The sequence below is a fragment of the Devosia pacifica genome (assembly GCF_014652635.1).
GTDB lineage: Bacteria > Pseudomonadota > Alphaproteobacteria > Rhizobiales > Devosiaceae > Devosia > Devosia pacifica.
In genome coordinates this window covers 269,746-294,392 of sequence record NZ_BMZE01000004.1, presented here as the reverse complement: position 1 = coordinate 294,392, position 24,647 = coordinate 269,746, and the positions used below count along the sequence as shown (strand labels likewise).

25 protein-coding genes are annotated in these 24,647 nt (G+C 60.1%); 13 read left to right on the top strand and 12 right to left on the bottom strand.

Annotated elements, in window-relative coordinates; all coding sequences use genetic code 11:
- Positions 1-19: 19 nt before the first annotated feature.
- Positions 20-1,339, bottom strand: a complete 1,320-nt coding sequence (locus tag IE127_RS17725) for an extracellular solute-binding protein (RefSeq protein ID WP_189427115.1) — start codon at positions 1,337-1,339, stop codon at positions 20-22.
- 244 nt (positions 1,340-1,583) lie between these two features.
- Between IE127_RS17725 and IE127_RS17720 the strand changes: the two genes are divergently transcribed.
- The 3 genes from IE127_RS17720 to otnC all read left to right on the top strand — a co-directional run bounded on the left by IE127_RS17720 (position 1,584) and on the right by otnC (position 4,607).
- A complete protein-coding gene (locus IE127_RS17720) occupies positions 1,584-2,621 on the top strand; it encodes a LacI family transcriptional regulator (RefSeq protein WP_189427114.1) in 1,038 nt (345 codons plus the stop codon).
- 97 nt (positions 2,622-2,718) lie between these two features.
- Complete coding sequence (gene otnK / locus IE127_RS17715) at positions 2,719-3,969, top strand: 3-oxo-tetronate kinase (RefSeq protein WP_189427113.1); 1,251 nt, start codon at positions 2,719-2,721, stop codon at positions 3,967-3,969.
- Complete coding sequence (otnC, locus tag IE127_RS17710; RefSeq protein ID WP_189427112.1) at positions 3,966-4,607, top strand: 3-oxo-tetronate 4-phosphate decarboxylase; 642 nt, start codon at positions 3,966-3,968, stop codon at positions 4,605-4,607. The genes otnK and otnC overlap by 4 nt, the downstream gene beginning before the upstream one ends.
- Here otnC and IE127_RS17705 read toward each other — a convergent pair.
- The 6 genes from IE127_RS17705 to ectA all read right to left on the bottom strand — a co-directional run bounded on the left by IE127_RS17705 (position 4,604) and on the right by ectA (position 10,559).
- Positions 4,604-5,632 (bottom strand): 4-hydroxythreonine-4-phosphate dehydrogenase PdxA, encoded by a 1,029-nt coding sequence (locus tag IE127_RS17705; RefSeq protein WP_189427111.1) that lies wholly within the window; start codon positions 5,630-5,632, stop codon positions 4,604-4,606. The two genes, otnC and IE127_RS17705, sit on opposite strands and share 4 nt — an antisense overlap.
- A gap of 94 nt (positions 5,633-5,726) precedes the next feature.
- Positions 5,727-7,193, bottom strand: coding sequence for an aspartate kinase (locus IE127_RS17700; protein ID WP_189427110.1), 1,467 nt, complete (start codon positions 7,191-7,193; stop codon positions 5,727-5,729).
- A gap of 73 nt (positions 7,194-7,266) precedes the next feature.
- Positions 7,267-8,202 carry an ectoine hydroxylase gene (gene thpD, locus IE127_RS17695; protein ID WP_189427109.1) on the bottom strand — a complete coding sequence of 312 codons (936 nt, stop codon included), beginning with the start codon at positions 8,200-8,202 and terminating at the stop codon, positions 7,267-7,269.
- 41 nt (positions 8,203-8,243) lie between these two features.
- Entirely contained in the window at positions 8,244-8,648 is a 405-nt protein-coding gene (locus IE127_RS17690; protein WP_189427108.1) for an ectoine synthase, read from the bottom strand.
- Positions 8,649-8,666: 18 nt separating this feature from the next.
- Positions 8,667-9,950 (bottom strand): diaminobutyrate--2-oxoglutarate transaminase, encoded by a 1,284-nt coding sequence (gene ectB, locus IE127_RS17685; RefSeq protein WP_189427107.1) that lies wholly within the window; start codon positions 9,948-9,950, stop codon positions 8,667-8,669.
- Between the two features lie 54 nt (positions 9,951-10,004).
- Positions 10,005-10,559, bottom strand: a complete 555-nt coding sequence (gene ectA, locus IE127_RS17680; RefSeq protein ID WP_189427106.1) for a diaminobutyrate acetyltransferase — start codon at positions 10,557-10,559, stop codon at positions 10,005-10,007.
- Positions 10,560-10,861: 302 nt separating this feature from the next.
- On the opposite strand from ectA, the gene IE127_RS17675 reads away from it, so the two are divergent.
- Positions 10,862-11,347 (top strand): MarR family winged helix-turn-helix transcriptional regulator, encoded by a 486-nt coding sequence (locus IE127_RS17675; RefSeq protein WP_189427105.1) that lies wholly within the window; start codon positions 10,862-10,864, stop codon positions 11,345-11,347.
- A gap of 17 nt (positions 11,348-11,364) precedes the next feature.
- On the opposite strand, the gene IE127_RS17670 is transcribed toward IE127_RS17675, so the two are convergent.
- The gene (locus tag IE127_RS17670; RefSeq protein ID WP_189427104.1) at positions 11,365-12,474 is read right to left on the bottom strand and encodes a citrate synthase/methylcitrate synthase; all 1,110 of its coding nucleotides are present in this window, start codon (positions 12,472-12,474) and stop codon (positions 11,365-11,367) included.
- Between the two features lie 74 nt (positions 12,475-12,548).
- Here IE127_RS17670 and IE127_RS17665 point away from each other — a divergent pair, with 74 nt between their 5' ends.
- The gene (locus IE127_RS17665; RefSeq protein WP_189427103.1) at positions 12,549-13,682 is read left to right on the top strand and encodes a citrate synthase; all 1,134 of its coding nucleotides are present in this window, start codon (positions 12,549-12,551) and stop codon (positions 13,680-13,682) included.
- On the opposite strand, the gene IE127_RS17660 is transcribed toward IE127_RS17665, so the two are convergent.
- Positions 13,679-13,867, bottom strand: coding sequence for a DUF3008 family protein (locus IE127_RS17660; protein WP_189427102.1), 189 nt, complete (start codon positions 13,865-13,867; stop codon positions 13,679-13,681). The two genes, IE127_RS17665 and IE127_RS17660, sit on opposite strands and share 4 nt — an antisense overlap.
- 182 nt (positions 13,868-14,049) lie before the next feature.
- Between IE127_RS17660 and IE127_RS17655 the strand changes: the two genes are divergently transcribed.
- From IE127_RS17655 to IE127_RS17630, 6 genes are read left to right on the top strand one after another with little or no spacing between them, the layout of a single operon-like run.
- On the top strand, positions 14,050-14,601 hold the full coding sequence (locus IE127_RS17655) for a cytochrome c oxidase assembly protein (RefSeq protein ID WP_189427101.1): 552 nt from the start codon (positions 14,050-14,052) through the stop codon (positions 14,599-14,601).
- On the top strand, positions 14,594-15,718 hold the full coding sequence (locus IE127_RS17650) for a c-type cytochrome (RefSeq protein WP_189427100.1): 1,125 nt from the start codon (positions 14,594-14,596) through the stop codon (positions 15,716-15,718). The genes IE127_RS17655 and IE127_RS17650 overlap by 8 nt, the downstream gene beginning before the upstream one ends.
- Positions 15,715-16,713: a cytochrome c oxidase subunit II gene (locus IE127_RS17645; protein ID WP_189427099.1), complete on the top strand. Its 999-nt coding sequence runs from the start codon at positions 15,715-15,717 to the stop codon at positions 16,711-16,713. The genes IE127_RS17650 and IE127_RS17645 overlap by 4 nt, the downstream gene beginning before the upstream one ends.
- The gene (locus IE127_RS17640) at positions 16,710-17,777 is read left to right on the top strand and encodes a sodium:calcium antiporter (protein ID WP_244640308.1); all 1,068 of its coding nucleotides are present in this window, start codon (positions 16,710-16,712) and stop codon (positions 17,775-17,777) included. The genes IE127_RS17645 and IE127_RS17640 overlap by 4 nt, the downstream gene beginning before the upstream one ends.
- Before the next feature lie 12 nt (positions 17,778-17,789).
- A complete protein-coding gene (ctaD, locus tag IE127_RS17635; RefSeq protein WP_189427098.1) occupies positions 17,790-20,330 on the top strand; it encodes a cytochrome c oxidase subunit I in 2,541 nt (846 codons plus the stop codon).
- Positions 20,331-20,333: 3 nt separating this feature from the next.
- On the top strand, positions 20,334-20,720 hold the full coding sequence (locus IE127_RS17630) for a hypothetical protein (protein WP_189427097.1): 387 nt from the start codon (positions 20,334-20,336) through the stop codon (positions 20,718-20,720).
- Here the strand turns inward: IE127_RS17630 and IE127_RS17625 are convergent.
- Positions 20,717-20,890 (bottom strand): hypothetical protein, encoded by a 174-nt coding sequence (locus IE127_RS17625; RefSeq protein ID WP_189427096.1) that lies wholly within the window; start codon positions 20,888-20,890, stop codon positions 20,717-20,719. The genes IE127_RS17630 and IE127_RS17625 overlap by 4 nt on opposite strands.
- Positions 20,891-21,254: 364 nt before the next feature.
- On the opposite strand from IE127_RS17625, the gene IE127_RS17620 reads away from it, so the two are divergent.
- Together IE127_RS17620 and IE127_RS17615 are read left to right on the top strand one after the other, a co-directional pair.
- Complete coding sequence (locus tag IE127_RS17620; RefSeq protein ID WP_189427095.1) at positions 21,255-21,428, top strand: DUF1328 domain-containing protein; 174 nt, start codon at positions 21,255-21,257, stop codon at positions 21,426-21,428.
- Between the two features lie 120 nt (positions 21,429-21,548).
- Entirely contained in the window at positions 21,549-22,589 is a 1,041-nt protein-coding gene (locus IE127_RS17615) for an ABC transporter ATP-binding protein (RefSeq protein ID WP_189427094.1), read from the top strand.
- Positions 22,590-22,672: 83 nt separating this feature from the next.
- Here IE127_RS17615 and IE127_RS17610 read toward each other — a convergent pair whose 3' ends face one another.
- On the bottom strand, positions 22,673-23,515 hold the full coding sequence (locus IE127_RS17610) for a metallophosphoesterase family protein (protein ID WP_189427093.1): 843 nt from the start codon (positions 23,513-23,515) through the stop codon (positions 22,673-22,675).
- A gap of 2 nt (positions 23,516-23,517) precedes the next feature.
- Positions 23,518-24,471: a diacylglycerol/lipid kinase family protein gene (locus tag IE127_RS17605; RefSeq protein WP_189427092.1), complete on the bottom strand. Its 954-nt coding sequence runs from the start codon at positions 24,469-24,471 to the stop codon at positions 23,518-23,520.
- Positions 24,472-24,647 lie beyond the last annotated feature (176 nt).

The window sequence follows — 24,647 nt, the reverse complement described above, 5'->3', positions numbered from 1 at the left end:
CCGCGCAGGAGGACACCGATTATTCGTAGGTGATGACGTTCTCTTCGCCGAACTCGTCGACAAGCGCGTCATGATAGTCCTGCAGGACCTCATCGACCGGCGCACCGTCGGCGACGTCGCCGGTAGCCTGCTGGACGAGAGCCGAAACGGTTTGATAGCCAGGAACCGTATCGCGGCCCGTCGTGTCCGCAGCCAGCTTGGTTGCAGCAGCGAGGTAGCTGTCTTCCATGTACTCTGGCGACTCGGAAATATCAGTGCGGACCGCCATGCGGTGGTTGGCAAGCGTCCAGGACTTGAAGTTTTCCTCGTCGAAGATGGCAGTCACGAGCTGGAAGGCAAGATCCTGGTCGGAGGCATTGGCGTTGACGCCGATCGTCCAGCCGCCGGAAATATTGGTGGTTTCCTTGGCGCCTTCCTCGCCGGAGCCCGGCCACGGCGTCCAACCGACGAGCGCATCGCGCTCTTCCCGGCTCGGCAGATTCACGCCGTTACAATCCCAAAGGCATGCATCTTCCCATGAGCCGCTGGCGAGAATGCCGATTTCGTCATTGGCCATCGCCTCGCGGACCGCAGCACCGATATCGGTTGCGTAGTTGAGATCCGACGGGGTGAGTTCCATCTCATTGTAGACGGTATCGTAGAGCTCAAGAGTCCGGCGCAGCGCCGGGCTGTTGCCAATCCATTGCCCGGTTTCGCGGTTGAGCAGACGGTTGCGGTCATCTTCCGGCGTGTCGGCGCCAAGTAGGGCCATATAGAACCCCTGCATGGTGGCCGCTTCACCCTGCTTCGTGCCAGCCGGCAGCTGGAAGGCGTAGGTTACGCCCGCATCCTTGAGCTTTTGCGCTGCATCCAGCACATCATCCCAAGTCTTCGGTTCCCACGGCATCTCGATGCCGGCCTTTTCGAAATTGGATTTGTCGTACCACAGCATACGGACATCGGTGTCGGTCGGCAGACCGTAGACATTGCCGTCATAGGAGGCCACGTCCAGCAGGCCCTCCTGGTAGTACTGGTACTGATCCCACTCCGAGGCCATCTCATCGAGCGGCGCCAGATAACCGGCAGACGCAAGCTCCGAAACCATGAAGCTGTCCATCTGAACGACGTCTGCCGCAGTGCCGGCTGCAAGGTCGAGCGCAATGCGCTGATCATAACCCTGCCCCGGCAGCTTGATCGCATCGACGGTTTCGCCAGTGGCTTCCTCGAAATTGGCGATGCCAGGCTCGACCAGGCTCGCGAGCCAATCGGCATACATGATGGAGATTGCGGATGCCGGCATCGCGGTGCCGGCCATGAGCGCACCAGTGAGTCCAGCAACGCACAAGGTCCTCTTGAACATATCATTCCTCCCAAATGTCGGACCGTTTTGAGCCCGATGCGCACTCCTCAATGCGCATGGCGAAGCTAAGGACATTTCTTGCAACGTTGCAATAGAGAAATATCAACCGACGCTGGCTATCGATAATGCTGCTTGGATAAGTCATATGTGTCAGTGGCTTACAAGGATTGTCAGCAAATGAATGTGATGCTTGAGCTTGATGCTCTCGGGCTGTAACGTTGCAGAGGATGGTGACTTGCAACACATGAGCAAACAGCAAAGGAGCCGGGAGGCAGTCGGCGGCGACAAGACCCGGCCAACGCTTAAGACAATCTCCGAGTTGACCGGGCTTAGCCAGTCAACTGTCTCCTTGTCTTTGCGTGGCGGGGCCAATCTGAAGCAGGAGACACGCGATCGCGTGGCGGAAGCGGCGGCCCAGCTGGGGTATGTGCCTGATCGGGCGGGCGTGCGTCTGAGAACTGGCAAGACCAATGTTGTGGTTCTGGTTCTCGATGAATCCGACAACTCGATCGATTTCGAACGGCACCTGATCCAGGGAATCGGCCAGGCGATCAGAGGTACGCGCTACCATCTCAGCGTTGCACCGGAATTTCACCGGGACGGCTCGGTCGAAACCATCCGCTACATTCTCGACAACAAGACGGCTGATGGCGTGGTGATCACGCATACCAGCGCACATGATCCGCGTGTTGCCTTGTTGATGGAGCGGCAGTTTCCGTTTGTCACGCACGGGCGCACGCAGTTTTTCACACCGCACCCCTATTACGACTTCGACTCACGTCGGTTCACCAAACTCGCCGTTGAGCGGCTTGCTGAGAAGGGCTGCCGAAAAGTGGCTCTTCTCGTCGCAAATGACGGCACGACCAATCACCACAATATTGTCAGCGCATTCGAGGACCAGGCGCGAAAGCTCGGGCTGGAGGCGGAGATTCATGGACGCGGGCCCGATCCCAGCGCAGACGAGACGAGAAGACTTGGCTATGAGATGGCGCTTAGCGGAGAGCTGGCCGACGGATTCATCTGCGACAGCGAGCGGCGGACAATGGCGCTACTCAGCGGGCTACGCCAGGGCGGCGCTGAACTGGGGCGCGATGTGCAGATGGTGGCCAAACAGACATCAGACATATTGCCAACGCTGTTTCCACAGATCGACACGATCGAGGAGGACGTATCGCGCGGCGGGATCGAGATCGCCAACCTCCTGATCTCGGCGATCGGCGGCGAGGATGCGACGAAATTGCAGGTGCTGGGCGAGCCGGTGGTGCACTGGCGCAGTGGATAAACCCGTCTGGCGTGGATGTTTTAGCCGGGACGGCTTGGGCGACCTGCCCGCCACCCCTATGCTGGCTGTGCCTCCAGCTTTGAAAGACGGGTGATCGATGTTCATTGGCGCGATAGCCGACGACCTCACCGGCGCAACGGATCTTGCACTCATGCTGGCCCGTGGCGGGCTACGGGTGACGCAGTTGGTGGGGCTGCCTGATGCTGACTTTCAGGCGGGCGATGCGCAGGCCGTCGTTGTGTCGCTCAAGACCCGCACCATCGCGGCTGACGAAGCCGTGGCGCAGAGCGTTGCGGCTGCGAAAACACTGCTCGCGCAAGGCGCAGAGCAGTTGTTTTTCAAGTATTGCTCGACGTTCGATTCCACCGATCGCGGCAATATCGGCCCGGTGATCGACGCGTTGATGACGCTATGTGGGACAAGCCACACCATTGCCTGCCCGGCGTTTCCGGCAAACGGGCGGACGGTGTATCGCGGGCATCTGTTTGTTGGCGATGAACTGCTCTCGGACAGCAGCATGCGCGATCACCCGCTGACACCTATGCGGGATGCCAATCTTGTCCGCGTTCTCGCACGGCAATCCGTAACACGTGTGTCACTCGTTGCTAACGATGTGTTAACGCGTGGCGCCGACGCGCTGAAGGCGCGTTTCGATGAGCTTGACGGCATAGCGATTGTCGATGCGATCACAGACGAGGACCTCAAAACCATCGGCGAAGCCTGCCGCGGCATGAAGCTGATCACTGGCGGTTCCGGGCTGGCTATCGGATTGCCGAGGAATTTCGTCGAGGATGCTGAACTCGCTCCCCTGCCCGAAACGATGAATGCGCCGCCGGGGCGTTGCGCCATACTGGCAGGCTCCTGTTCGACGATGACGCGCCGGCAGGTCGAATTTGCAGAGAAAGCGGAAGTTCCGACCCTGCCGATTTCGGCGATGGCGATCGCTTCAGGCGAGATTGTGCCGGAACACGCAGTGGAGTTTGTGCTGGCTCAGGGCGAAAACGAAACGCCAGTGGTCTATTCCAGCGCAACGCCTGAAGCCGTGCGGGTGGCGCAGGATGCCCTCGGCCGGGAAAAGGCCGGCGAGATTGTCGAGACCTTCATGGCTGAGGTCGCAAGCGCGCTGTGCAGGCGCGCGGTGAGCCGGCTGATCGTTGCGGGTGGAGAGACGTCCGGCGCGATCTCGGCGGCCCTGGGGCTCAAAGCACTCAAGATCGGGCCAGAAATTGCGCCGGGCGTGCCGTGGACGCTGGCGGACGGGCCGGCAGGCCCCCTTGCGCTGGCGCTCAAATCCGGCAATTTCGGCAATGAGGACTTTTTCCTGAAGGCGTGGGAGCACTTGCAATGACAGCCATCGGCAGTGCCGCAACACACGCACGCGAGGAGATCTGCTCTGTCGGCAAATCGCTGTTCGATCGGGGGCTGACGGCCGGTTCGACCGGCAATATCAGCGTTCGGCTTGATGACGGCTCGTTGCTGATGACGCCCACCAACGCGTCACTCGGCGATCTCGACCCGGCCCAACTTTCTCATCTCGACGCAGAGGGGAGGCATTTGTCCGGCGACAAGCCGACCAAGGAAGCGTTTCTCCACCGCTGCATGTACTGCGAACGCGAAGGCGACGGCGCGGTCGTGCACTTGCATTCGACGCACTCGGTGGCCGTCAGCATTCTTCGCGATACGGACCCGGATGATGCGCTACCACCGTTGACGGCCTATTTCGCAATGCGCATCGGCAGATTGCCGATGGTGCCTTATTACGCGCCCGGTGACGCAGACCTTGCGGAAGCTGTGGCGGCGCAGGCGAGCGCGCACCATGCGGTGCTGCTCGCCAATCATGGCCCGGTCGTCTCAGGAAAAACGCTGAGACAGGCGCAATATGCCATTGAAGAACTCGAGGAAACGGCCAAGCTTTTCCTGCTGCTTCATGGCCGCGATATTCGCCCACTAACTCGCGATCAAGCCGACGCCTTGCGGCCCCGTTAGGCGGTTGCGGCCGAGGGACTCTCTTCGGCTTCACAGGCCAATCGCCGGTTTGCCATTTTCACCGCAATGCCGAACGCGGCACGCGTGGCGCCGACATTGGCCTGCCCTTTCCCATAAATATCGAACGCGGTGCCGTGCGCCGGCGTACAGATTGGGATCGGCAAACCGCCAGCCACTGTTACGCCGCGCGAGAAGCCAAGCAGCTTGAGGGCGATCTGGCCCTGATCGTGATACATGGTCACGACGGCATCATAATCGGCGGCCTTGAGGAAGATGGTGTCGGCTGGGTACGGCCCCTCAACGGGGTACCCTGCCCGCTTCGCCGACTCTACGGCGGGCATGATAACGTCCAGTTCCTCGCGGCCGAAGCTGCCGTTCTCGCCATTGTGCGGATTGAGGCCGCAGATTGCGATGCGCGGGCTGGCGATACCGGCGTCAGTCACAGCATCGTGCAAGAGCTTGATCGAGCGGTGGATACGCTCTTCCGTAATCAGCGCCGAAACATCCCTGAGGGCTACGTGGCTGGTGACGCGGCTCGTCCACAAATTATCGAGCACATTGAGCTCCCCATGCGGCGTCTTTGAGCCGAGAACACGGGCGAACATCTGCCCCTCATCATCAAGATCGAGGCCACCGAGATGCAGGGCAGACTTGTTGAGCGGCGCAAATAGAAACGCATCGCCAATGCCCTTTTGGGTGAGAAGCACCGCCTGTTCCAGCGTGTCCAAAGCGTAGCGGCCGTTGGCTGCGCTGACTTCAGCACGGCTGAACGGCTGAGTCTCCGACCCGCGAAAATTCCAGAGCGTCACGCCCTCGGCCGGCCTTGAACCGGGGCGTTCAGACACCGTCGCATACTGGAGACTGGCACCGGAAATCCGCAGACCTTCATCGAACTCGTGCTGGTCGGCAATTACCAAAACGTCGGCGCTGGCCAGAGTGTCAGGGTCGGCGAGCAGATGACCGACCAATTCAGGGCCAACCCCTCCCGGATCTCCCAGAACGATTGTAATGACTGGCTTTGACACGATGCTTCCTCCTCCAGCAGGCCTCTCTTGAAACACTGCTCACAAAAAAGGCCCGCGGCAAGACCGCGGGCCTTTTGGTAACTGCGCAAACGGTTTAGGCCACCGCTTCCAGTGCAGACTGGTCCGAGCGCTCTCCGGTCCAATTCTCAATCAAACCGCGATGCAGCGCACGCAGAGTTGCTTCGAAATCGGTTTCTTCAACAAGAACCTGCAGATCCACCTTGCGGATCAGGTCATGCACGCCAAGGGGCATGATGCCTTCCTCGGCAAGCGAAGCGATCGCCTTGGGCAGGATGCTGGGCTCATTGAGGCTGCGACCGATTGCGGAGACAAGTGCCAGCTTTCGCAGCCCGATATCAGAATTCGGGAAGGCCTTTGCCAAGTCGGTCTCAACCCGCTTGATCGCCTGCAGCGACCCCTTGAGAAAATGGGTGATGGTGTTGGCATTCGAAGTCTTGGCAATGATCCAAACCTTATGCCGGGTCAGCGCGTCGAGGATCTCGGAGTCGTAACCCTTCACCCCGACCATATCCTGATCGTAGAACTCAAGCGCGAACACGCCCTTGAGACCTGTCACCATCTCCACATGCGGCTCACGGGTTTCGAGATCCGAGCGGATCACGGTGCCCGGATGGTCTGGATCAAACGCATTCTTGACCCGCAGCGGAATACCGGCCTGACGCAAGCTCTTGGCGGCTCGTGGGTGGATTGCTTCCATGCCCATGTTCGAAAGCTGGTCGGCGACATCGTAGTTGGTCTCGCCGATCACGCGCACTGCATCTTCGCCGACAATCTTCGGGTCGGCGGAGGACAGGTGGAATTCCTTGTGAATGACGGCTTCCGCAGCGCCGGTGACGACTGCGACGCGAGACAGGGTAACCTCGCTATAGCCGCGGTCATAGGTCTTCATCAGCGTTTCTCTGCACTGGGCATAGCCGGTGACAATCGGCAATTCCCGGCTCAGGTCGATATCGGCGAATGCGCGATCTATAACCTCGTCCAGCGTGTACTGGTTCTCGTCGCGCCACCCAGTCAGATCGACAAAACGCGAATTGACGCCATGCATCTTCAGCAGCAATGCGGTGTTGTGGGCAGACTGCGCCTCACCAAGCGAAGACAGCATCTCACGTACGGTCAGCAGGTGCTGCTCAAGCTGAAAATGGCCGAATGAGCATAGCCGCGCCAGATCTATCAAACAGGATCTGACGCCTTCTATCCGATCCTTCACAAAGCGATCTGCAGCTTCGCGCGGGCCATCATCGGTGAAGATATCGGCGTTCTTCTCGAGCATGCGCTGCGCAACCTTGCTCAGCGCGTCGCCCCAGGTCCAGCCGCTTTCAGAACTTGCGAACAGCGAATAAACGCCCGGCTCGCCTGATTTCTTATGCTCCAGCAAGGCATCGGTCATGCCGCCGTAAGCCGAAACAACCATGATGCGATTGTAGAGGTCTTCGCCTTTTCGATCGCCGATCAGAACCGTATCCAGCAATTCGCTGGTGCGGGACATCGACGTACCGCCGATCTTTTCGACTGTATGGGATGGGCTCGAGGTGTTGGTCATGCTTACTCCGCCCGCACCCCCGAGCCTGTCGGGGGTGCTTTCTTTATGGAATTCAGTGCTTGGCGCCGGCTCGTTATATGAGCTTGCCTGAAGCCACCTTGAGCGGACCCTCTGGGTCACGCTTGCTGAGGAAAGCCGGACGCGGCTTGTTGGCAGCGAACGGATCGGTCACGAGGTTTGACCATGCGTTGTAGACGAAGAACGCATTGGAGCGCGGGAACGGCGTAATGTTGCCGTTGGAACCGTGCAGCGTGTTGCAGTCAAACAGGATGACAGTGCCGGCCTTGCCCGAGGCGTAATCGATGCCGAACTTGTCAGCCATCTGCTTGAGGGTATCCGGCGACGGCACACCAACTTCCTGCTTTTTCAGCGAGGACTTGTGGTTGTCATCCGGCGTCTCGCCCGCACAGGAGACGTATGTCTTCTGCGAGCCGGGGATCAGCATCAGCGGACCGTTGAGGGCATCGTTATCCGTCAACAGGATGGACGCAGAGATCGCACGCATGCGCGGCATGCCGTCTTCGGCGTGCCATGTCTCGAAATCGGAGTGCCAATAAAATTCCTTGCCCGTGAAGCCCGGCTTGTAGTTCAGGCGGGACTGGTGAAGGTACACCTCGTCATCGAGCAGGAAACGAACGCGGCCAGCAACACGCTCGTCGCGTGCGAGGCGATCAAAGAGCGCATTCTGTTCATCCAGCCGGAACACGGTGCGTACTTCATCCGAGCCTGGCTCGGTGATCGTGGAATCCGGATCAAGATTTCCCTTGCCGCTTCGCAGACGACGCGATTCTTCCTGCAGTGACGCGACTTCAGCGGGCGAAAACACGTTCTTGAGAACGAGATAGCCATTCTTGTCGAAGCTTTCCGCTTCGGCACGGGTCAGCGGGGCCTGCGGGGTCCAGTTGCCCCAGAAGACAGGATCCTTGCGCTCAAGCCACTGTTCCTCGTTCAGCCGCGTCGGGTAGGCGTCGGCTGTGTTGGTACTGTTCTGAGCAGCAGAGATACTCATCTGAAATGCCTTTCAGTTCGTGGTTGTACTTTGATCGCGCTTTACGCGTTCTCGGATACAGCCTCGTCGTTCGGGGCGTACGAGCCATCTTCACGATGAACCTCGTTACCCGTGACAGGCGGATTGAAACAACACGCCATGACCAACTCCGATTCCGCCTTCAGGCGGTGCTTGTCATGGTCGTTCAAGGCGTACATGACGCCTGGGGTGATCTTGTGAACCTCGCCCGTGGCGAGATCCTCGATCGACCCCTCACCAGAGATGCAGTAAACGCTCTCAAAGTGATGCTTGTAGTGAAATACGTGCTCGGTATTCGCGTGAATACGCGTGATATGGAACGAGAACCCCATATTATCGCCGGCCAAGAGCAGGCGGGTACTGTCCCACCCAGTAGAATTGACCAGGCGATCGGTCTCACGCGCCGAGTTCAGATCTCTGACAATCATTGCTTCGTCCTCTTATTATTATTCTGCAGCCGCGCGACGTGAGCCCATGACACGTTCGAAAGCGTTCTCGAGGATATCCAGACCCTTGGTGAACTGATCCATTTCAATGGTCAGCGGGCAAAGAACCTTCACGATCTCGCTGTCGGGGCCCGACGTCTCGATGATCAGGTTCTGCTCAAAGCAGGCCTTGCAGATTGCCTCTGCACGCTCTCCAGTGACGGCGTTAATGCCCTGCATCATGCCGCGGCCGCGCAGTGTAAAGCCGTGAGCGTCGGCAATAGCCTTGAGGCGCTGACCGAGATATTCGCCCTTCTTCTTGACCTCTGTCTCGAACGACTTGTCGGCCCAGAACTTCTCAAGCGCAGCGCGCCCGGTGACGAATGCGTGGTTGTTGCCGCGGAACGTGCCATTGTGCTCGGCAGGTCCCCAAATGTCGTGTTCCGGCTTCAACATGACTGAAGCGAAGGGAAGCCCCATGCCCGAAAGCGACTTGGCCATCGTGACGATATCGGGATCAAGGCCCATTTCCTCAAACGAGAAGAATGTGCCCGTGCGGCCTATGCCGGCCTGGATATCATCGATGATGAACAGCGCGCCGTGCTTCTTGGCGATTTCCTCGATCTTCTTCAGCCAGGCACCGGACGCGGCGTTTAGGCCGCCCTCGCCCTGCACCGTCTCGACGATGATCGCAGCCGGAGCGTCAAAGCCGCTCGATGCATCCGAAAGCTGCTTGTCGAGCATGTCGGCAGTGTCGATATCGCCGAAATAGGCGTCGTAAGCTGCGCGCTGAACACCGCTGAGGCCAGCATTGAAGGCTTTGCGGTGGCTCGATGCGCCTGTGGCGGCAAGCGAGCCCAGCGTCACGCCGTGAAACCCGTTGGTGAACGAGATCACCGTGTTTCGGCCAGTAACCTTGCGGGCAAGCTTGAGCGCAGCTTCGACGGCATTGGTGCCAGTCGGCCCCATGAACATGAGCTTGTAGTCCATGTTGCGCGGCTTGAGGATGATCCGCTCGAACGCTTCAAGGAACTTTTCCTTGGCGTCGGTGAACATATCAAGGCCGTGCGCAATGCCATCGGCGGAGATATAATCAATAAGCGCGGCTTTCAGGTCGGGATCGTTGTGCCCATAGTTGAGCGTCGAACATCCGGCCAGAAAGTCGGTGTATTCAGTGCCGTCGCGATCATAGATGGTCGCGCCAACAGCTTTGTTGAAGGTTTTCGGAAAGCTGCGAGAATAGGAACGAACCTGGCTCTCGACGCGATCGAAAATGGCAGAATCTGTTTTTTCTGTGTCACTCATGGTCAAGATAACTCGTCTCCCTTGGGACGGTTGCATTTGCTAATCGGCTGATGATCAAGCAGCTGAAGGCATATCGACTGCCTTGCGCTCGAACGGGCCGATATTGACGAGGAATTCTGTCGCGTGGCGGCCATCGAAGTGCTCGTCACGCTCGAAGTGCGGCTTGCGGGTCAGCTCCGTTTCGAGCTGATCGGCAATCGAACCGAACAGTGCCCAGGAGGCCTTGTTGTCGCCCGTGATCGTGCTCTGCAGCCGCTCGACGCCTTTGCAGACGCGACGGGCCAGCACGGCATTGATCAGGCGCTTGGCGAGACCGCGGCCTCGGGCCTTCTCGCTCACGCACACCTGCCAGACGAAGAACACGTCCGGTGTTTCGGGTGGGATGTAACCCGAGAGCCAGCCGACGACCTCGCCGTCAAGCTCGGCAAGCGCGCAGGTCTGCGAGAAGTGCGAGCATTGAAGCAGGTTGCAGTACATCGAGTTGTCATCGAGCGAGCTCGTGGCGCGCACCAGATCCCAGACACCGGAGCCGTCCTCGCGCTTTGGAGCGCGGATGACCAGATCGTCTGACTTAGCGGTGCTGCGGTTTCCTACGGCTGCGAGATGCATAGCGGTTTCTCCCGTTTGGCGTCGGGCAACTAATTAGCCCGCACAAACTAAATGTCAATGCCCCCTATTCGGTTGCCTCGCGCGAGAAAACGCATTTTCTAAGCCAATTCAGGCGGTTGCATTCACAGCCATTAATTTTCTCGATTTGTGGAAACGAACCTACCCTTGCCAAAGGCGTTACGATTTAGTTAGTTCTATAAAACTTATAATTCTGCATCGCTGATCGTTCGGCACTTGCCGGGCCCGCGCGAGCAGATATGAAGGTAGAGGACACTGCCATGGTTATGACGGGAACGCCCCACTTGGAAAATCGGACCAAGCAAGCCCTCACCGCGATGCGGAAAATCCTTCGCAAGACCGAACTGAACAGTAAGGCGCTGATGCGCGAGACCGGGCTGACGCCGTCTCAGCTCATCTTCATGCAGCTGCTCGACGAAGGGCAGGAACAAACTGCCGGCAACGTGGCGGGACGCATGGGGATCACGCAGGCAACAGCCACCGCGCTGATTCACAAGTTGGAGTCGATCGGCATGATCGCCCGGCGCAAAGGTCAGAGTGACCGGCGCCAGGTTTGGCTTTCGCTGACGCCGCGCGGCCGACAGGTGCTGCAGATTGCGCCGGACGGTGTCCACGCGAAATTCCACAGCGAATTCATGGCTCTCGAGGAATGGGAGCAGGCCATGCTGGTGGCATCGCTCGAGCGGATTGCACACATGCTCGGCACCGACGACCAGCAGGATGTGCCCGCAGTGCTAGAGTCCTCGCCCGCGATGGCCGAGGCAAGCTAAGCGAAGCGCTGGCGGTATTACGCCGCCAGCCACTCATTATCGGCGACCTGGCGCCTCTCTCCAACATAGTGCGATTGGGGCCGAATGAGACGGCCATGAAGAGCCTGCTCTCGTGCGTGGGCGACCCAGCCGACCGTGCGACCCGCTGCAAAAACCCCGGTGAAGGCCGAACGGGGAAAGCCCAAGGCTTCCAGCAACAGCGCCGTAAAGAACTCGACATTGGTGTGCAGGGGCCGATCGGGCTTATGCTGTTTGAGCAAGGCAAGAGCCTCGCGCTCCACGGCAGTCGCAACAGCGGACCTTGCTTGATCGATATCTCCCGCAGCTTGCAGCGTCGACAATGCCGCGCTGAGCGCGTCGGCGCGTGGATCGCGAACGCGGTAGATGCGATGGCCGAACCCCATGAGACGCTCGCCACGCGCCAACGCGGCCGACAGCCATTCCTGCGCATTCTCTGGAGACCGCACCGCGTCCAGCATATCGAGCACCGGACCGGGCGCACCGCCATGAAGAGGGCCTTTGAGCGCTCCCAAAGCGGCGAGTACGGAAGAGGTCAGCCCGGCCCCCGTCGAGGCAACGACGCGCGCAGCAAAAGTGGAGGCATTCAGGCCGTGGTCGGATACCGTCAGCAGATAGGTATCGAGCGCCTTTTCCTGAGCGGCACTCGGCATCTCGCCGTGCAGCATCCTGTACATATCGGCGGCGTGAGACAGCGATGCGTCCGGCGGAATTGCAGCCTGGTCGGCTGAGAGCCGAATCGCTGCGGGCAGAAATACTGCCGGCGCCACTGCAAGATCGAGAGCCGTGGTCACATCGTCCGCATCGGGGATGTACGCAATGGCTGCACGCATTGCGTCCACCACGCTATGCCGCGCGAGCTGTTGATCAATATGATCAATGTATCTGGCGACGCGCGGGCGTGCCGCTGCCATCTTGAAACCGATAGTCGTAGTGTCGAGCTCTTGCGCATAACCGACTTGCAGCAGCATCGCGCAAACCTGTTCGAACGAGAATTGCTGGCTCAGGATCTCCAGCGGATAGCTCGCGATTGTCAGTTTACCGGCCGCGCCATCTACTTCTGACAACCGTGTTTCAGCCGCGATGACGTCATCGAGTCCAATCTTCATCCTAACTCTCCTTGCTGGCGAGAGATTTCAGGACTAATTTGGTTGACGTCAATCTTGATGAAATTGATCAACCTATGCAGTGGTTAACTCGCGAACAGGCTCTGGCCATTCTCGGAACAAAGCCGCAGAGCCTTTATGCCAGCGTCAGCCGCGGACGGATCCGAACACGCGTTGACGAAGCCGACACACGCCGCAGCCTTTATGCTGCCGCGGACGTGGAGCGGCTGGCATCACGCGCTCGCGGCCGGCGCAGTGCCAACACTATCGCGGCGCAGACGATGCGCTGGGGCGATCCGGTGCTGACCTCCTCGATATCGACCGTAGAAGGCGGCCGGCTCTTCTATCGCGGACGAGATGCCGCCAGGCTAGCCGTTGACACCCCGTTCGAAGACGTCATCGCCTTACTCTGGGGGACCCAACTCACCAAGCTCCCTTCTCCTCGTCGATCTGAGACAGCCGCGTTCGGCTCGACAGTCGCGATGCAATACCTCGCCACGTGCGCGCTAAACGACGTGCCCTCCCTGGGGCGATCGACACAATCTCTTCAGCTTGAGGCTGAATCTCTTCTCGCCAATACGTTGAACGCCTTCTTCGGCTACGATGGTGGCGCGGTACATCTGGAACTCGCGGAGCGTTGGAGCTGTCCGCAGGCTGCAGAGACGCTGCGTAAGACGCTGGTGCTTTTGGCAGAACACGAACTCAATGCATCGACATTCGCCGCACGGGTTGCAGCGTCTACAGGGGCGCCTCTTTCCGCGTGCCTGCTATCGGGACTGTCGACGCTGACAGGGCCGTTGCATGGCGGCGCTTGGCATGCGGTAGCTCTGTTGTTGCGCGATGCGGAGATGTCAGGCGCAGATGCTGCGTTGCGCTCAATCCTGGCGCAAGGGCAGAGGCTCCCGGCTTTCGGCCACCCATTGTACCCCGACGGAGATATACGCGCAGCCGTTCTGTTGGATGCGCTAGAACTACCGCCATATCTGCGGGACGTGCTGGAGATGGGCGAGACTCTGACGGGGGAGAAGCCGAATATCGATTTCGCGCTCACAGCAGTGTCTGTGATTCATCGGCTGCCGCCGGGGGCGCCGTTCATGCTGTTCAGCATGGCGCGATGTGTTGGCTGGCTTGCTCACGCGATCGAGCAATCGGAGACCGGGGGCCTGATCCGCCCTCGGACAGAGTATGCAGGCCCCGGCCTCGAGACCTAACTCTTGGAGTTGTGCTCGGGCTTTCCCTCGCGCTCGGTCGATGCCATGTCGTCGAGTTCTTTCTCGCTCATCGACTCGTACATCTGCTTCGATGCGCCTTGCAGATCACTGACCTTGGTATCGCCGCGCTTCGCGGAAAGAGCCGCTCCTGCGGCTTTCTGCTGGGACTTGGATTTTGCGGGCATGCGCGCCTCCCTAGCCATTGTGGTGAGGGCCTAACGCCATGGTGCCTGTGCTGTTGCTTTGAGCACAAAGATTTGCACTGGTTGCACTTGCAACTGCTGCGGAACCAATCCCGCGGTTTCGACATCCGATATTGTTCGGCGCAGAAGCGCGCCAGCATTCGCATCCAGGGGGACAAGTAGCGATGGAAGCCGCATTCGGGCCTCTCAGCATGCACATGATTCAGCACATCGTGTTGATGAACGTGGCAGTTCCTGCGCTGTTGCTGCTGTTAAAACCACAGCCGAAGAGAGAAATCTGGAGGAGTTGGCCCTGGGCGACAACTGCGCAGCTGGTTCTTCTCTGGGGTTGGCACTCGCCCCCGGCGTTGTCCGCGGCGAGCCAGAGCGGGCTGCTAATGCTCGGCATGCATATCAGCCTGATTGCCGCCGCCGCGTGGTTCTGGCTTGCAATGTTCACGATGCCGGCCACCGGCAAGTGGCGTTCGATTCTGGCGCTTCTGATCACCGGCAAGCTGTTCTGCCTTTTAGGCGCTCTGATGGTGTTTTCCCCAAGGACACTGTTTGGCGGAATGGCGCATGCCGGCCACTCCATGGGCGCAAGCTCCCTGGCTGATCAGCAGCTTGCAGGTCTGATCATGCTTATTGCCTGCCCGCTGACCTATGTCGCAATTGGTATCGTCATTTCGGCACGCTGGTTCCTAGCACTGGAGGCAGAGGCACGGTTGCATGGCTGACAGGGAAGTCGTCAAGGTCCGACGGCTGACCCGATGGCAGCGGATCGGGGTGGCCATGCTCATACTCGTCGCCCTGGGCATTGGCGGGGGCGCGGTTTTCGTCTGGTCAGGCTATTACAATGTCGGGGCTAATCGCGCGCATCTCGACGTGACTACCTGGTTGCTGACAGTGGTGCGCGATCAATCGATACGCGCACACTCCGATAGCATCGACGTCCCCGAGTTCGACGAGGACATGGTGCGTCTAGGCGCCGAACACTACCGCACCAGCTGCGCCGAATGCCATGCCATGCCGGGCGGTGAAATCAACCCGGTTTACGAGGCCATGCTTCCGCATCCGCCGCCGCTTCTGCGGGCCAAAGAGGACTACAATTCGAGCAGCCTCTTCTGGATCATCGCCAGCGGGCTTAAATACACAGGCATGCCAGCATGGCCCGCCGAGGCCCGCTCTGATGAAGTGTGGTCTGTGGTTGCATACCTCGACAGTCTCGAGCCGCAAGCCGAGCAATTTCCGACTCGGACATTTCCCGATCCAGATGTGCCGGCGCGACGGGATGCCGAAGGCCTGACGTTTGCGGCTACAGAAAACTGCGTGCGCTGCCACGGCGACACTGACACACCGCCGGTTAGTACGCTCGTCCCGCGTCTCGATGGACTCGGGGCGGATTACATGGCGCGCGCTCTTGCAGAATACCGTTCGGGGGAACGCAATAGCGGCATCATGGCGCCGATCGCCTACCATATGACGGATGACGAGATTTCTGAACTTGCCTTGTACTATGCGTCACTCGACACGCCTGAAAGCGAAAGGCCACTCGATCCGGACTTGATCGCCACTGGAGAACAGATCGCAAAGCAAGGCGTGCCAGATGACGACCTACCCTCGTGTGAGTCGTGCCACGGCGCCGGGCGCGATCCGGACTTTCCGGGGCTGGCCGGCCAGTCGGCACGCTACCTCGCGACACAGCTGAAATTGTGGGCCGCGAACCAAAGAAGCGGCTCCGCCTACGCGCAGATCATGGCTGTCGCTGGCAGCCGGCTGGAGCCAGACCAGATTGAGGCCGTGAGCGCCTATTATGCAAGCCTACCGGCTTTTGAGGCGGAGACTCAAAGATGAGCGGTACGCTGGCGAGGACCGGCCTGATTGTTCTTGTCGCTCTGCTGCTTGCCGGGTGCACGGGTACGCAATCAGTGCTCTCGCCGGGCGGGGTCGAGGCCGAGCGGGTGCATTTGCTGTTCTGGATCATGACCATCGGCAGCGGCATAATCCTGGCGTTGGTTGTGGTGTTAACGGGGCTTGCGCTGTTCGGCTCGCAGTCTTTGCGCAGCCGGTTTGCCAATGAGCGCTTTATTACCGGGCTAGGGCTGTTCTTTCCGGTGGTGGTGCTGACGGTGCTGCTGGTCTACGGGCTGTTCGTCATGCGCGCGGGCGCGCAAAGCCAGGCGCCGGAGGACGGCCAGCTGCGGGTCGCGATCGAAGGCGAGTTGTGGTGGTGGCGCGTCACCTATCTCGATGGCGAGGGTAACCGGATTACCAGCGCCAACGAACTGCACTTGCCGGTCGGCACGCCGGTGGAGCTGGCGCTGACCAGCGATAACGTCATCCACAGCTTCTGGGCCCCTACCCTTGCGGGAAAGCTCGACATGATACCGGGGCGCGAGAACACACTGACGGTCACGGCCACCAGGGCCGGTGTAACGCGCGGGCAATGCGCGGAATATTGCGGCGGCGCACATGCGCTGATGGCATTTCACGTCGTGGCGCATCCGCCGCAGGAATTCGAGGCATGGCTGGCGCACGCCGCATCACCGGCACACGAGCCCGCGACCGCCCAGGAGCAGCACGGGGCCGAGCTTTTCCAGCAAGCAGGGTGCGGTTCCTGCCACGCGGTTCGCGGTACAGAGGCTGACGGCGTGATCGGGCCGGACCTGACGCATGTGGGCGGCAGGCTGTCGCTTGCCGCCGCGACCATGCCCAACAATTCGCAGGCCTTTTCCGACTGGATCGTCAACAACCAGCACATCAAGCCGGAGAACAAGATGCCGGCTTACGAGATCTTCACGGAAGAGCAGCTCGACGACCTTTCCATCTATCTGGACAGTCTCGAATGATCCTGCAGTTCAGCCAGTTCAACGTGTTCGTCAATTTCGCGATCTTTCTGGTGGCGGCCGGCGTGGTGTGGGCTGCGGGCGCCCGGATTACGCACTATGCCAATGCGATCAGCTACCAGACCGGCATCGGACAGGCGACGATCGGCCTGTTGCTGCTCGGGGGTATCACCTCCCTGCCGGAGATCGGCGCCACGGTGACTTCGGCAGCGAGCGGCGCGCCTGATCTGGCGCTGAACAACCTGCTGGGCTCGATCGCCGCACAAGTGGCGATCCTGGCGCTTGTCGATGCCTTTATCCGAGAGCGGGCCCTGACCTCATCGATTCCCGATCCGATGGTGTTCCTGCAGGGTGGGCTGAATATCCTGCTGCTCGCCATCATCACCGCCGGTGCGGTCGTTGGGGATGTCGCCATTCTCGGGATCGGCGCGTGGGCGTGGTTCAGTATTCTGGCGTATGCCTTCAGCGTCTATCTCCTGGCGCAATCGCAGGGCCGCCGCTCATGGCTGGTCGCTTATGGCGGCAAGGTCGATCACACGCTCGACGAGCAGCAGGACAAGGCGGAACGCGAAGCCAACAAGGCTTTCGAGGGCGAGAGCCTGAGACGACTGGTGCTGTGGACGGCGGGGCTGGGCCTCGTGATCCTGATTGCCGGTTATACCCTGTCGCGCACCGGGGATGCGCTCTCGGAGCAGACGGGGCTTGGCGGCAGCTTCGTCGGCTTCGTGCTACTGGCTTTTGCCACCTCGCTGCCGGAGCTGGCCACCACGATCACGGCGGCCAAGGCCGGGCTTCTGACGCTGGCTGTCTCCGACATCCTCGGGACCAATCTGATCAATGTCGGGCTGGTGTTCGTCATCGACCTCGTGGCGCAGGGTGAGCCGATCCTGAGCCAGGCAGATTCGTTCGCAGCGTTCGGGGCCCTGCTCGGCATTGCTGTGACTGCGCTGTTCATGATCGGCATGGCCGAGCGCGCCGACAAGACGGTGCTAAGGCTGGGGCTCGATTCGCTCGCGGTGTTGCTGTGCTATTGCGCCGGCCTCGTGATCCTCTTCTTTCTTCGCTGAGCTGGAGCGCTTATGTCGACCCACGAGCTTGATGAGCTTCCCAACAAAGGCCCCCGGCCGGCGCACGAGCTGGAAGATCTGAAGCGCATCTGGGCGACGCCGACCGGTTGGAGACTGCCGACGGCGGTCAACAATACCGTTATCGGCGTGCTCTATATCGGGGCGGCGCTGCTGTTCTTCCTGATGGCGGGTGTGCTGGCGTTGCTGATGCGCACGCAACTGGCGGTCGGCGACAACAATTTTCTCAGCCAGGATCTCTACAACCAGATCTTCACCGTTCACGGCACGACGATGATGTTCCTGTTCGCCGTGCCAGCGGTGGAAGCGCTGGGGGTGATGCTGTTGCCGCAGATGCTGGCGGCGCGCGACCTGCCCTTCCCGCGGCTCAGCGCCTTTGCGATCTGGGCCTATATCATCGGCGGATTGGTGTTCTTTTCGACGGTTTTCTACGACCTGGCGCCGAAGGGCGGATGGTTCATGTATCCGCCGATGACGCTGCTGGAATACTCGCCGGGCGATAACGCCGATTTCTGGCTGCTGGGCATTGGCTTCATCGAGATATCGGCCATAGCCGGTGCGATCGAAATTGTCGTTGGCGTACTGCGCACGCGCCCGCCGGGAATGACGCTGGCGCGCATGCCGATTTTCGCGTGGTCGATGCTGGTGTTCGCGGCAATGATCATTTTCGCCTTTCCGGCAGTGATCCTTGCAACGATGCTTCTGGAGATCGAGCGCGCTTTCGGCTGGCCGTTCTTTACAGCAGAACTCGGCGGTGACTCGCTGTTGTGGCAGCACCTGTTCTGGTTCTTCGGGCACCCGGAGGTCTACATCATCTTCCTGCCTGCGGCAGGGCTGGTTTCGATGATGATCCCGACCATGGCGCAGACGCCGCTGGTCGGCTACCGGCTGATCGTCGTGGCGCTGATCGCCACGGGCTTTTTCAGCTTCGGGCTGTGGGTGCACCACATGTTCACCACCGGCATCCCGGGGATGAGCCTGGCGTTCTTTTCCGCCGCGAGCATGGCCGTGGCGATTCCCTCGGGCATTCAGGTATTTTCGTGGATCGCGACGATTGCCGCCGGGCGCAAGCGGTTCCGGATTACGGTGCCGTCGCTGTTCATCCTCGGGTTTCTGTTCATCTTCACGCTCGGCGGGTTGACCGGCGTGATGGTTGCCATCGTGCCGTTCGACTGGCAGGCGCACGACAGCTATTTCATCGTCGCGCACTTTCACTACGTGCTGGTGGGCGGGATGGTGTTTCCGCTGTTTGCGACGTTTTATTACTGGGTGCCGATGGTCAGCAAGAAGATGCTGTCCGAGCGGCTGGGGCGGTGGGCGTTCTGGCTGATGTTCATCGGTTTCAATGTCGCGTTCTTTCCGATGCACTTCACCGGCCTTGCAGGTATGCCAAGGCGCGTTTGGACGTATCCCGGAAATATGGGCTGGGACCTGCTGAACACGATCTCGACCGTTGGCGCCTTCACCATGGCGGCGGGCGTCCTGGTGTTCCTGGTCGATCTGGCCAAGAACTTCCGGTTCGGCGAAGGTGGACCCGATAATCCCTGGGGCGCGGGGACGCTCGAATTCCTGCCGAATGACACGTATTCTACGCGCAGCATTCCGCATGTGACGAGCCTCGAGCCGCAATGGGACCGGCCGAGCCTCGCAAAGGAAGTCGAAGAGGGCCTGCATTACCTGCCAAATGCACCGACGGGCGGTCGCGAGACCATCGTCACCTCCGCCATCGAGGCGAAGCCGCAATATGTGCTGCAAATGCCCGGCCCGAGCTGGACGCACCTTGGGGCCGCAGCGTTCACTGCGGCGTTTTTCCTGCTGCTGACGATTAAGCAGGTGGAGATTGCCATTGCCTGTGGTGTGCTAGCGATCGTTGCCTGCATCATCTGGACGTGGCAGCTCGACAAGCCAGAACAGGGTGAGGTCGAGATTGGCCATGGCATAAAACTTCCGACCTACATGACCGGACCAATGTCGCACAGCTGGTGGGCGATGGTCGTTTTGATGCTGGTCGCGTCCTCGCTCTATGTGTCCTACTTCTTCTCCTATCTCTATTTGTGGACCGTCTCGCCCGACGTATGGGCGCCGGCAGGATCACCGCCGCCGCCGCCGCTGCTCTGGCCGATCGGCTCGGCCTTGCTGTTCATCGGCGGCAGCGCCGTCGTGTTCATCGCCGGCAAGCTGTTGCCGAAACCGCGCCATATGAGCCTTAGGGTCGCCGGGTTGCTGACACTCGGTGCCGCAGCGCTCGGCGGAGCGGTGGCGCTGGAGATTCTCGGGCATATGAGCACCGGGCTGTCGCCGACCGCATCATCCTATGGCGCAATGGTCTACATGGCGCCGATACTCACCGGACAGGCGGCGTTTGCAACCATCATCATGTGCCTGTTTGCGGTGGGCCGCGTGATTACCGCGCAACTCGATGCGAAGCGGCGGGTGACCTTCGACAATGCCGCCCTGCTCTACTACTACACAGCCGGCCAGGGACTATTCGGGCTGCTGCTGATCCACGGATTTCCCCGGTTGATCGGAGGCTGATCGATGGGAGAGGCAAAGACTACACCCCGGCCTATCGGCACACTCGTTTTCCTGATGGCCGGGCCCATACTGTGGGCGGCGCACCTGACGCTGATCTATGGTAGCCAGTCAGCCTTGTGTGGCTTTGCTGTGGGCACCGGCCCCTCCGGAAGCAACACGCTCGCCTCCGCCAGCGTCATTGCCGGCACGGTCCTCGTTCTGGGCCTGCTGCTTGCGCTGCTGATCTGGCCCCACCCTGTCTACAAGACGCTTTCCGGAGCCAAGATGCCCGGAGATCAACAACCGCTCATGCTGTTTGTGATGCGGTTTTTGAATGGATTATCCATTCTCGCAGTGCTTTACGCCGGCGTGGCAGTGCAGTTGCTAGATGCGTGCGCGGACCTGCGCTAGCGCCTGCCCATACGCCGCACTGCCAGAAAGCCTGCGATGCCCAGCGCCGCGATCAGGATGATCACGAACAGGATGATCATGCCCGCCGCCCCGAGGACTGCGACGAAGGCATCCCAGAACCCCACCTGGGCGATCAGGATGGCCAGAAGAATAAGCAGCAGAATCGGCATTTCGATCTCTCCAGGTGTTGGTCAGGATAAGTTTGCGTGCTGACGCACAGGCAATCAAGGTCTGTTGCGGAACTCCGCTGATGCAAGGCCGTTCAAAACACAGCTGTATCGACGAAGGCAAATACAATGCAAGCGGCATACATTCCGCCCGCCGAACCTCCCCGTCCCGAACCTGACCCTCGGCCACCGGAGCCTTTTCCGCAGCCTGACCCACAGCCCGTACCGCCTCCGCCACCCGAACCTTTTCCCGAGCCGGACCCGGTACCGCCACCGCAGCACGACCCCAATGAGCCGCCCCCCGGCCCAGAAGATCCACAGCCGGCGGCCTGATCGCTTATTAGCGCAACACTAAAGGATACTATTCATGCTTGAACTTCTCATCGCACTCGTCGTCATCGCCGTCGTTGCCGGCGCGCTGGGCTTCAGCGGTATCGCGGCAGGTGCAGCAAATCTCGCAAAGATCGTCTTTTTCGTTATTCTCGCCGGTATCGTGATCCTTCTCATCCTCGGGGTCCTGGGTATCGCAGCGATTTTCTAGGCGTCCTGAACCCTCTCCCCAGAATTGACACCGCCTGCCACGGGGCGTACTTCTCTGGTCAGACCGGTGAGGTCACCCGTGGAGGATCGGGTGTAGTGCACAGCTTGGGAGAGGAACCAGATGGCGAGCGTTACGATCAACAAGGCCGAGAAGTTCTACGGCAGTTTCCATGCGCTCAAAGGGGTGTCAGTCGACATCCAGGATGGTGAGTTTGTCATTCTGGTCGGCCCTTCAGGGTGCGGGAAGTCTACGCTTCTTCGCATGATTGCCGGGCTCGAAGATATCACTGACGGCGAGATCGAAATCGGCGAGCGCGTGGTCAACGACCTCGCGCCGAAGCAGCGCGACATCGCCATGGTGTTCCAGAACTACGCGCTTTATCCGCATATGACTGTCGCCCAGAACATGGGCTTTTCGCTGCGGCTCAAGGGCACGCCCAAAGCCGAGATACAGGAAAAAGTGCAAAAGGCCGCCGCCATCCTGGGGCTTGAGAGCCTTCTGGATCGCCAGCCGCGCCAGTTGTCCGGTGGCCAGCGCCAACGCGTTGCAATGGGCCGCGCCATCGTGCGCGATCCGGCAGTGTTCCTCTTCGACGAGCCGCTTTCCAACCTTGATGCGAAGCTGCGTGTGCAGATGCGCGCCGAAATCAAGGAACTGCATCAGCGCCTGAAGACGACGACCATTTACGTGACGCACGATCAGATTGAAGCCATGACCATGGCCGACAAGATCGTGGTGATGCGCGACGGCGTCATCGAGCAAATCGGCTCGCCACTCGATCTTTATGATCGCCCCAACAACGTGTTTGTTGCCGGCTTCATCGGCAGCCCATCGATGAACTTCCTCGAGGGCGAGATGACAGATGCTGGTTTCAAGACGGCTGGTGGTGTGGTGCTGCCGGTACCAAAGCCCGCTTCCCACGCAAAAACCTACGGCATCCGGCCCGAGCATATGCAGCTCGATGATAACGGAATTCCGTTCGAGGTCAGCGTTATCGAGCCAACAGGCTCGGAGACGCAGGTCCTTGGTCGCATTGGCGGTCAGCAGGTTGTCGGCGTGTTCCGCGAACGTGTGACGGCGACACCCGGCTCCAGCATCAAGGTCACTCCAGACCTTTCCGTGGTGCATCTGTTCGACAAGAACGGCACACGGATCGACTAGCGCTGCAGCTACGCTACCAAATAAAAAGGCCGGTGACGCATCACCGGCCTTTTTGTTGTTTGGGACGCCAATGCGGTCCGCGATTACTCGTGATTGAGAACCGCTTTTTCTGAAGCAGTCTCCCGCGTAACCCAGGCGTTGTCTTGCCACTCCCGAACGGTGACCGTGATATAGCCATTGGCAATATCGATGAGATTGTATGCATTGGCGTGCCCACGCAACCGGGTCGAAATGGTCGATGAGGTCTGAGCGACCAGGATGGGCGCGGCTGTCGGCCGTCGTGCACCGCTGGGCTGGGCAACCCTCACCTCGCCCGGGTTCTCGTGACGGCGCACATAGGACATGTGGAAGTGCCCTGAGAGCACCAGCCGGACGCCAAGTTCGCCGAAGGTGCGCAATGCAAGATCGGCGCGCTTGACCAGGGGCATAGGCTTCATCATCTGCTCTTCCGGCCAGAGCAGCGGATGGTGTGCAACCACCACTCTAACCGAGTTCGGATCCGCCTGCCGGAAGCGCTGGCGCAGCTCGCGCAGCTGCGACTTGCTGATGGAGCCATGCGCCCAGTTCAATCCCGCTCGAACGCGGCGTGCAGTCTTGAGACCGGCAATGGCAACGCCCTCCATCTCGACAAAAGGCTCGACCTCGTCGGAGACGAATTTTCGATAGCGCGCATATGGATCAGTGAAGCGCTTGAAGAGATTATAGGCGGGCACATCATGGTTGCCTGGTACGGCGAGAAACGGAACAGTCAGTTCTTTCAAAAAGGCATGGGCCGCCATGAACTCGCGCCGCGAGCCAAGCTGCGTGAAATCACCGCTGACAACCACCAGATCCGGATTCTGGCTGGACAGGTCATGCGCCAGACCTGCTGCCAGATCTTCGTCGTGATGGCCGAAATGGAGATCGGAGAGGTGGGTTATTCGCATGCTCAGGCTACCGTTTCCAGTTGGTCGCTATCGGGGTCTTGGTCGTGCACCATCTGCGAAGGCGGTGCGAGGATGGCAAGCGCACGGGGCGTGATCGAGAATTCCAGTGGCGTTTGAAGGCTCTCGATTTCGCCATCCAGCATGACATGCAGCCGCTTGTTGCGCGCTTTGATCGTCACGGCTCGGACGGATTCAATCCGCAATTCACGATCCTGCTGCCAGTGGCCCAGCAGCATGCCGGTCCCCAACCGAAGAAAATCCATGATTCGCAAATGCCGGATGGCGTAGACCATGAGGCTGCCGCCATCGAGGCTCTGGCGCGAGAAGACCCGCATTGCACCTTCTGCGTAAGCGTTGTTGGAGACCGCCAGGGCATGGACGCGCTCGAGATGCGGTTCCCCCTCTTGTGGCGCGATTTCAACCACCATCCGACGGGCCCGCCAGAGCCGCCTGAACAGATAGCGCGTGAAGCCGACGAAGGCGCCGATTCCCTTGCGCCCTCGCATTCGTTCGCGCGCTGCTGCAATGCTCGGCACCACGCCGATAAATACCTTGTGCAGGAAAACCCGCCCGTTGACCCAGCCGACATCGATGCGGTGCGGCTGCATATCCCCTAAAGCGGCAAACCAGGCGTCGATTTGGAAAGGGATTTCGAGGTCGCGTGCCAGGGCGTTGAGCGTACCCAACGGCAGGATCGCCATGACGCGATCTGTACGCGCGACTTTTTCCGCCACGGCAGTGACCGTTCCATCGCCGCCTGCGGCTACGATGCAAGGTGCGCCACTGGCGATGGCATTATCGATACGCTGTACCAGCGGCGCGTCAAAATCGACGTCGATCGTTGCCTCGGCCCCAATGGCGGAGAAGCTTTGCTCAAGCCCAATTGGCGTCACGCCGGCGCTTTCCGCCGTGCCCGAGCGCGCATTGAGAATGACGTAGTAGCGCTGTGTTTTCATGTGATGCCCCATAAGCCGGGATAACTCGCGCCTGCTCCATTGGTTCAACCAGCTTGCCGCGCAGCAATTTTTTACAGCGCCGGTCGCGCTGCGCGACGAAGATGGAACCTAGCCCGGCAGTCATTGCTTATCCCGATCACGAACACGAAACGGGCGCTGGTGCGGCAAAATCTTGG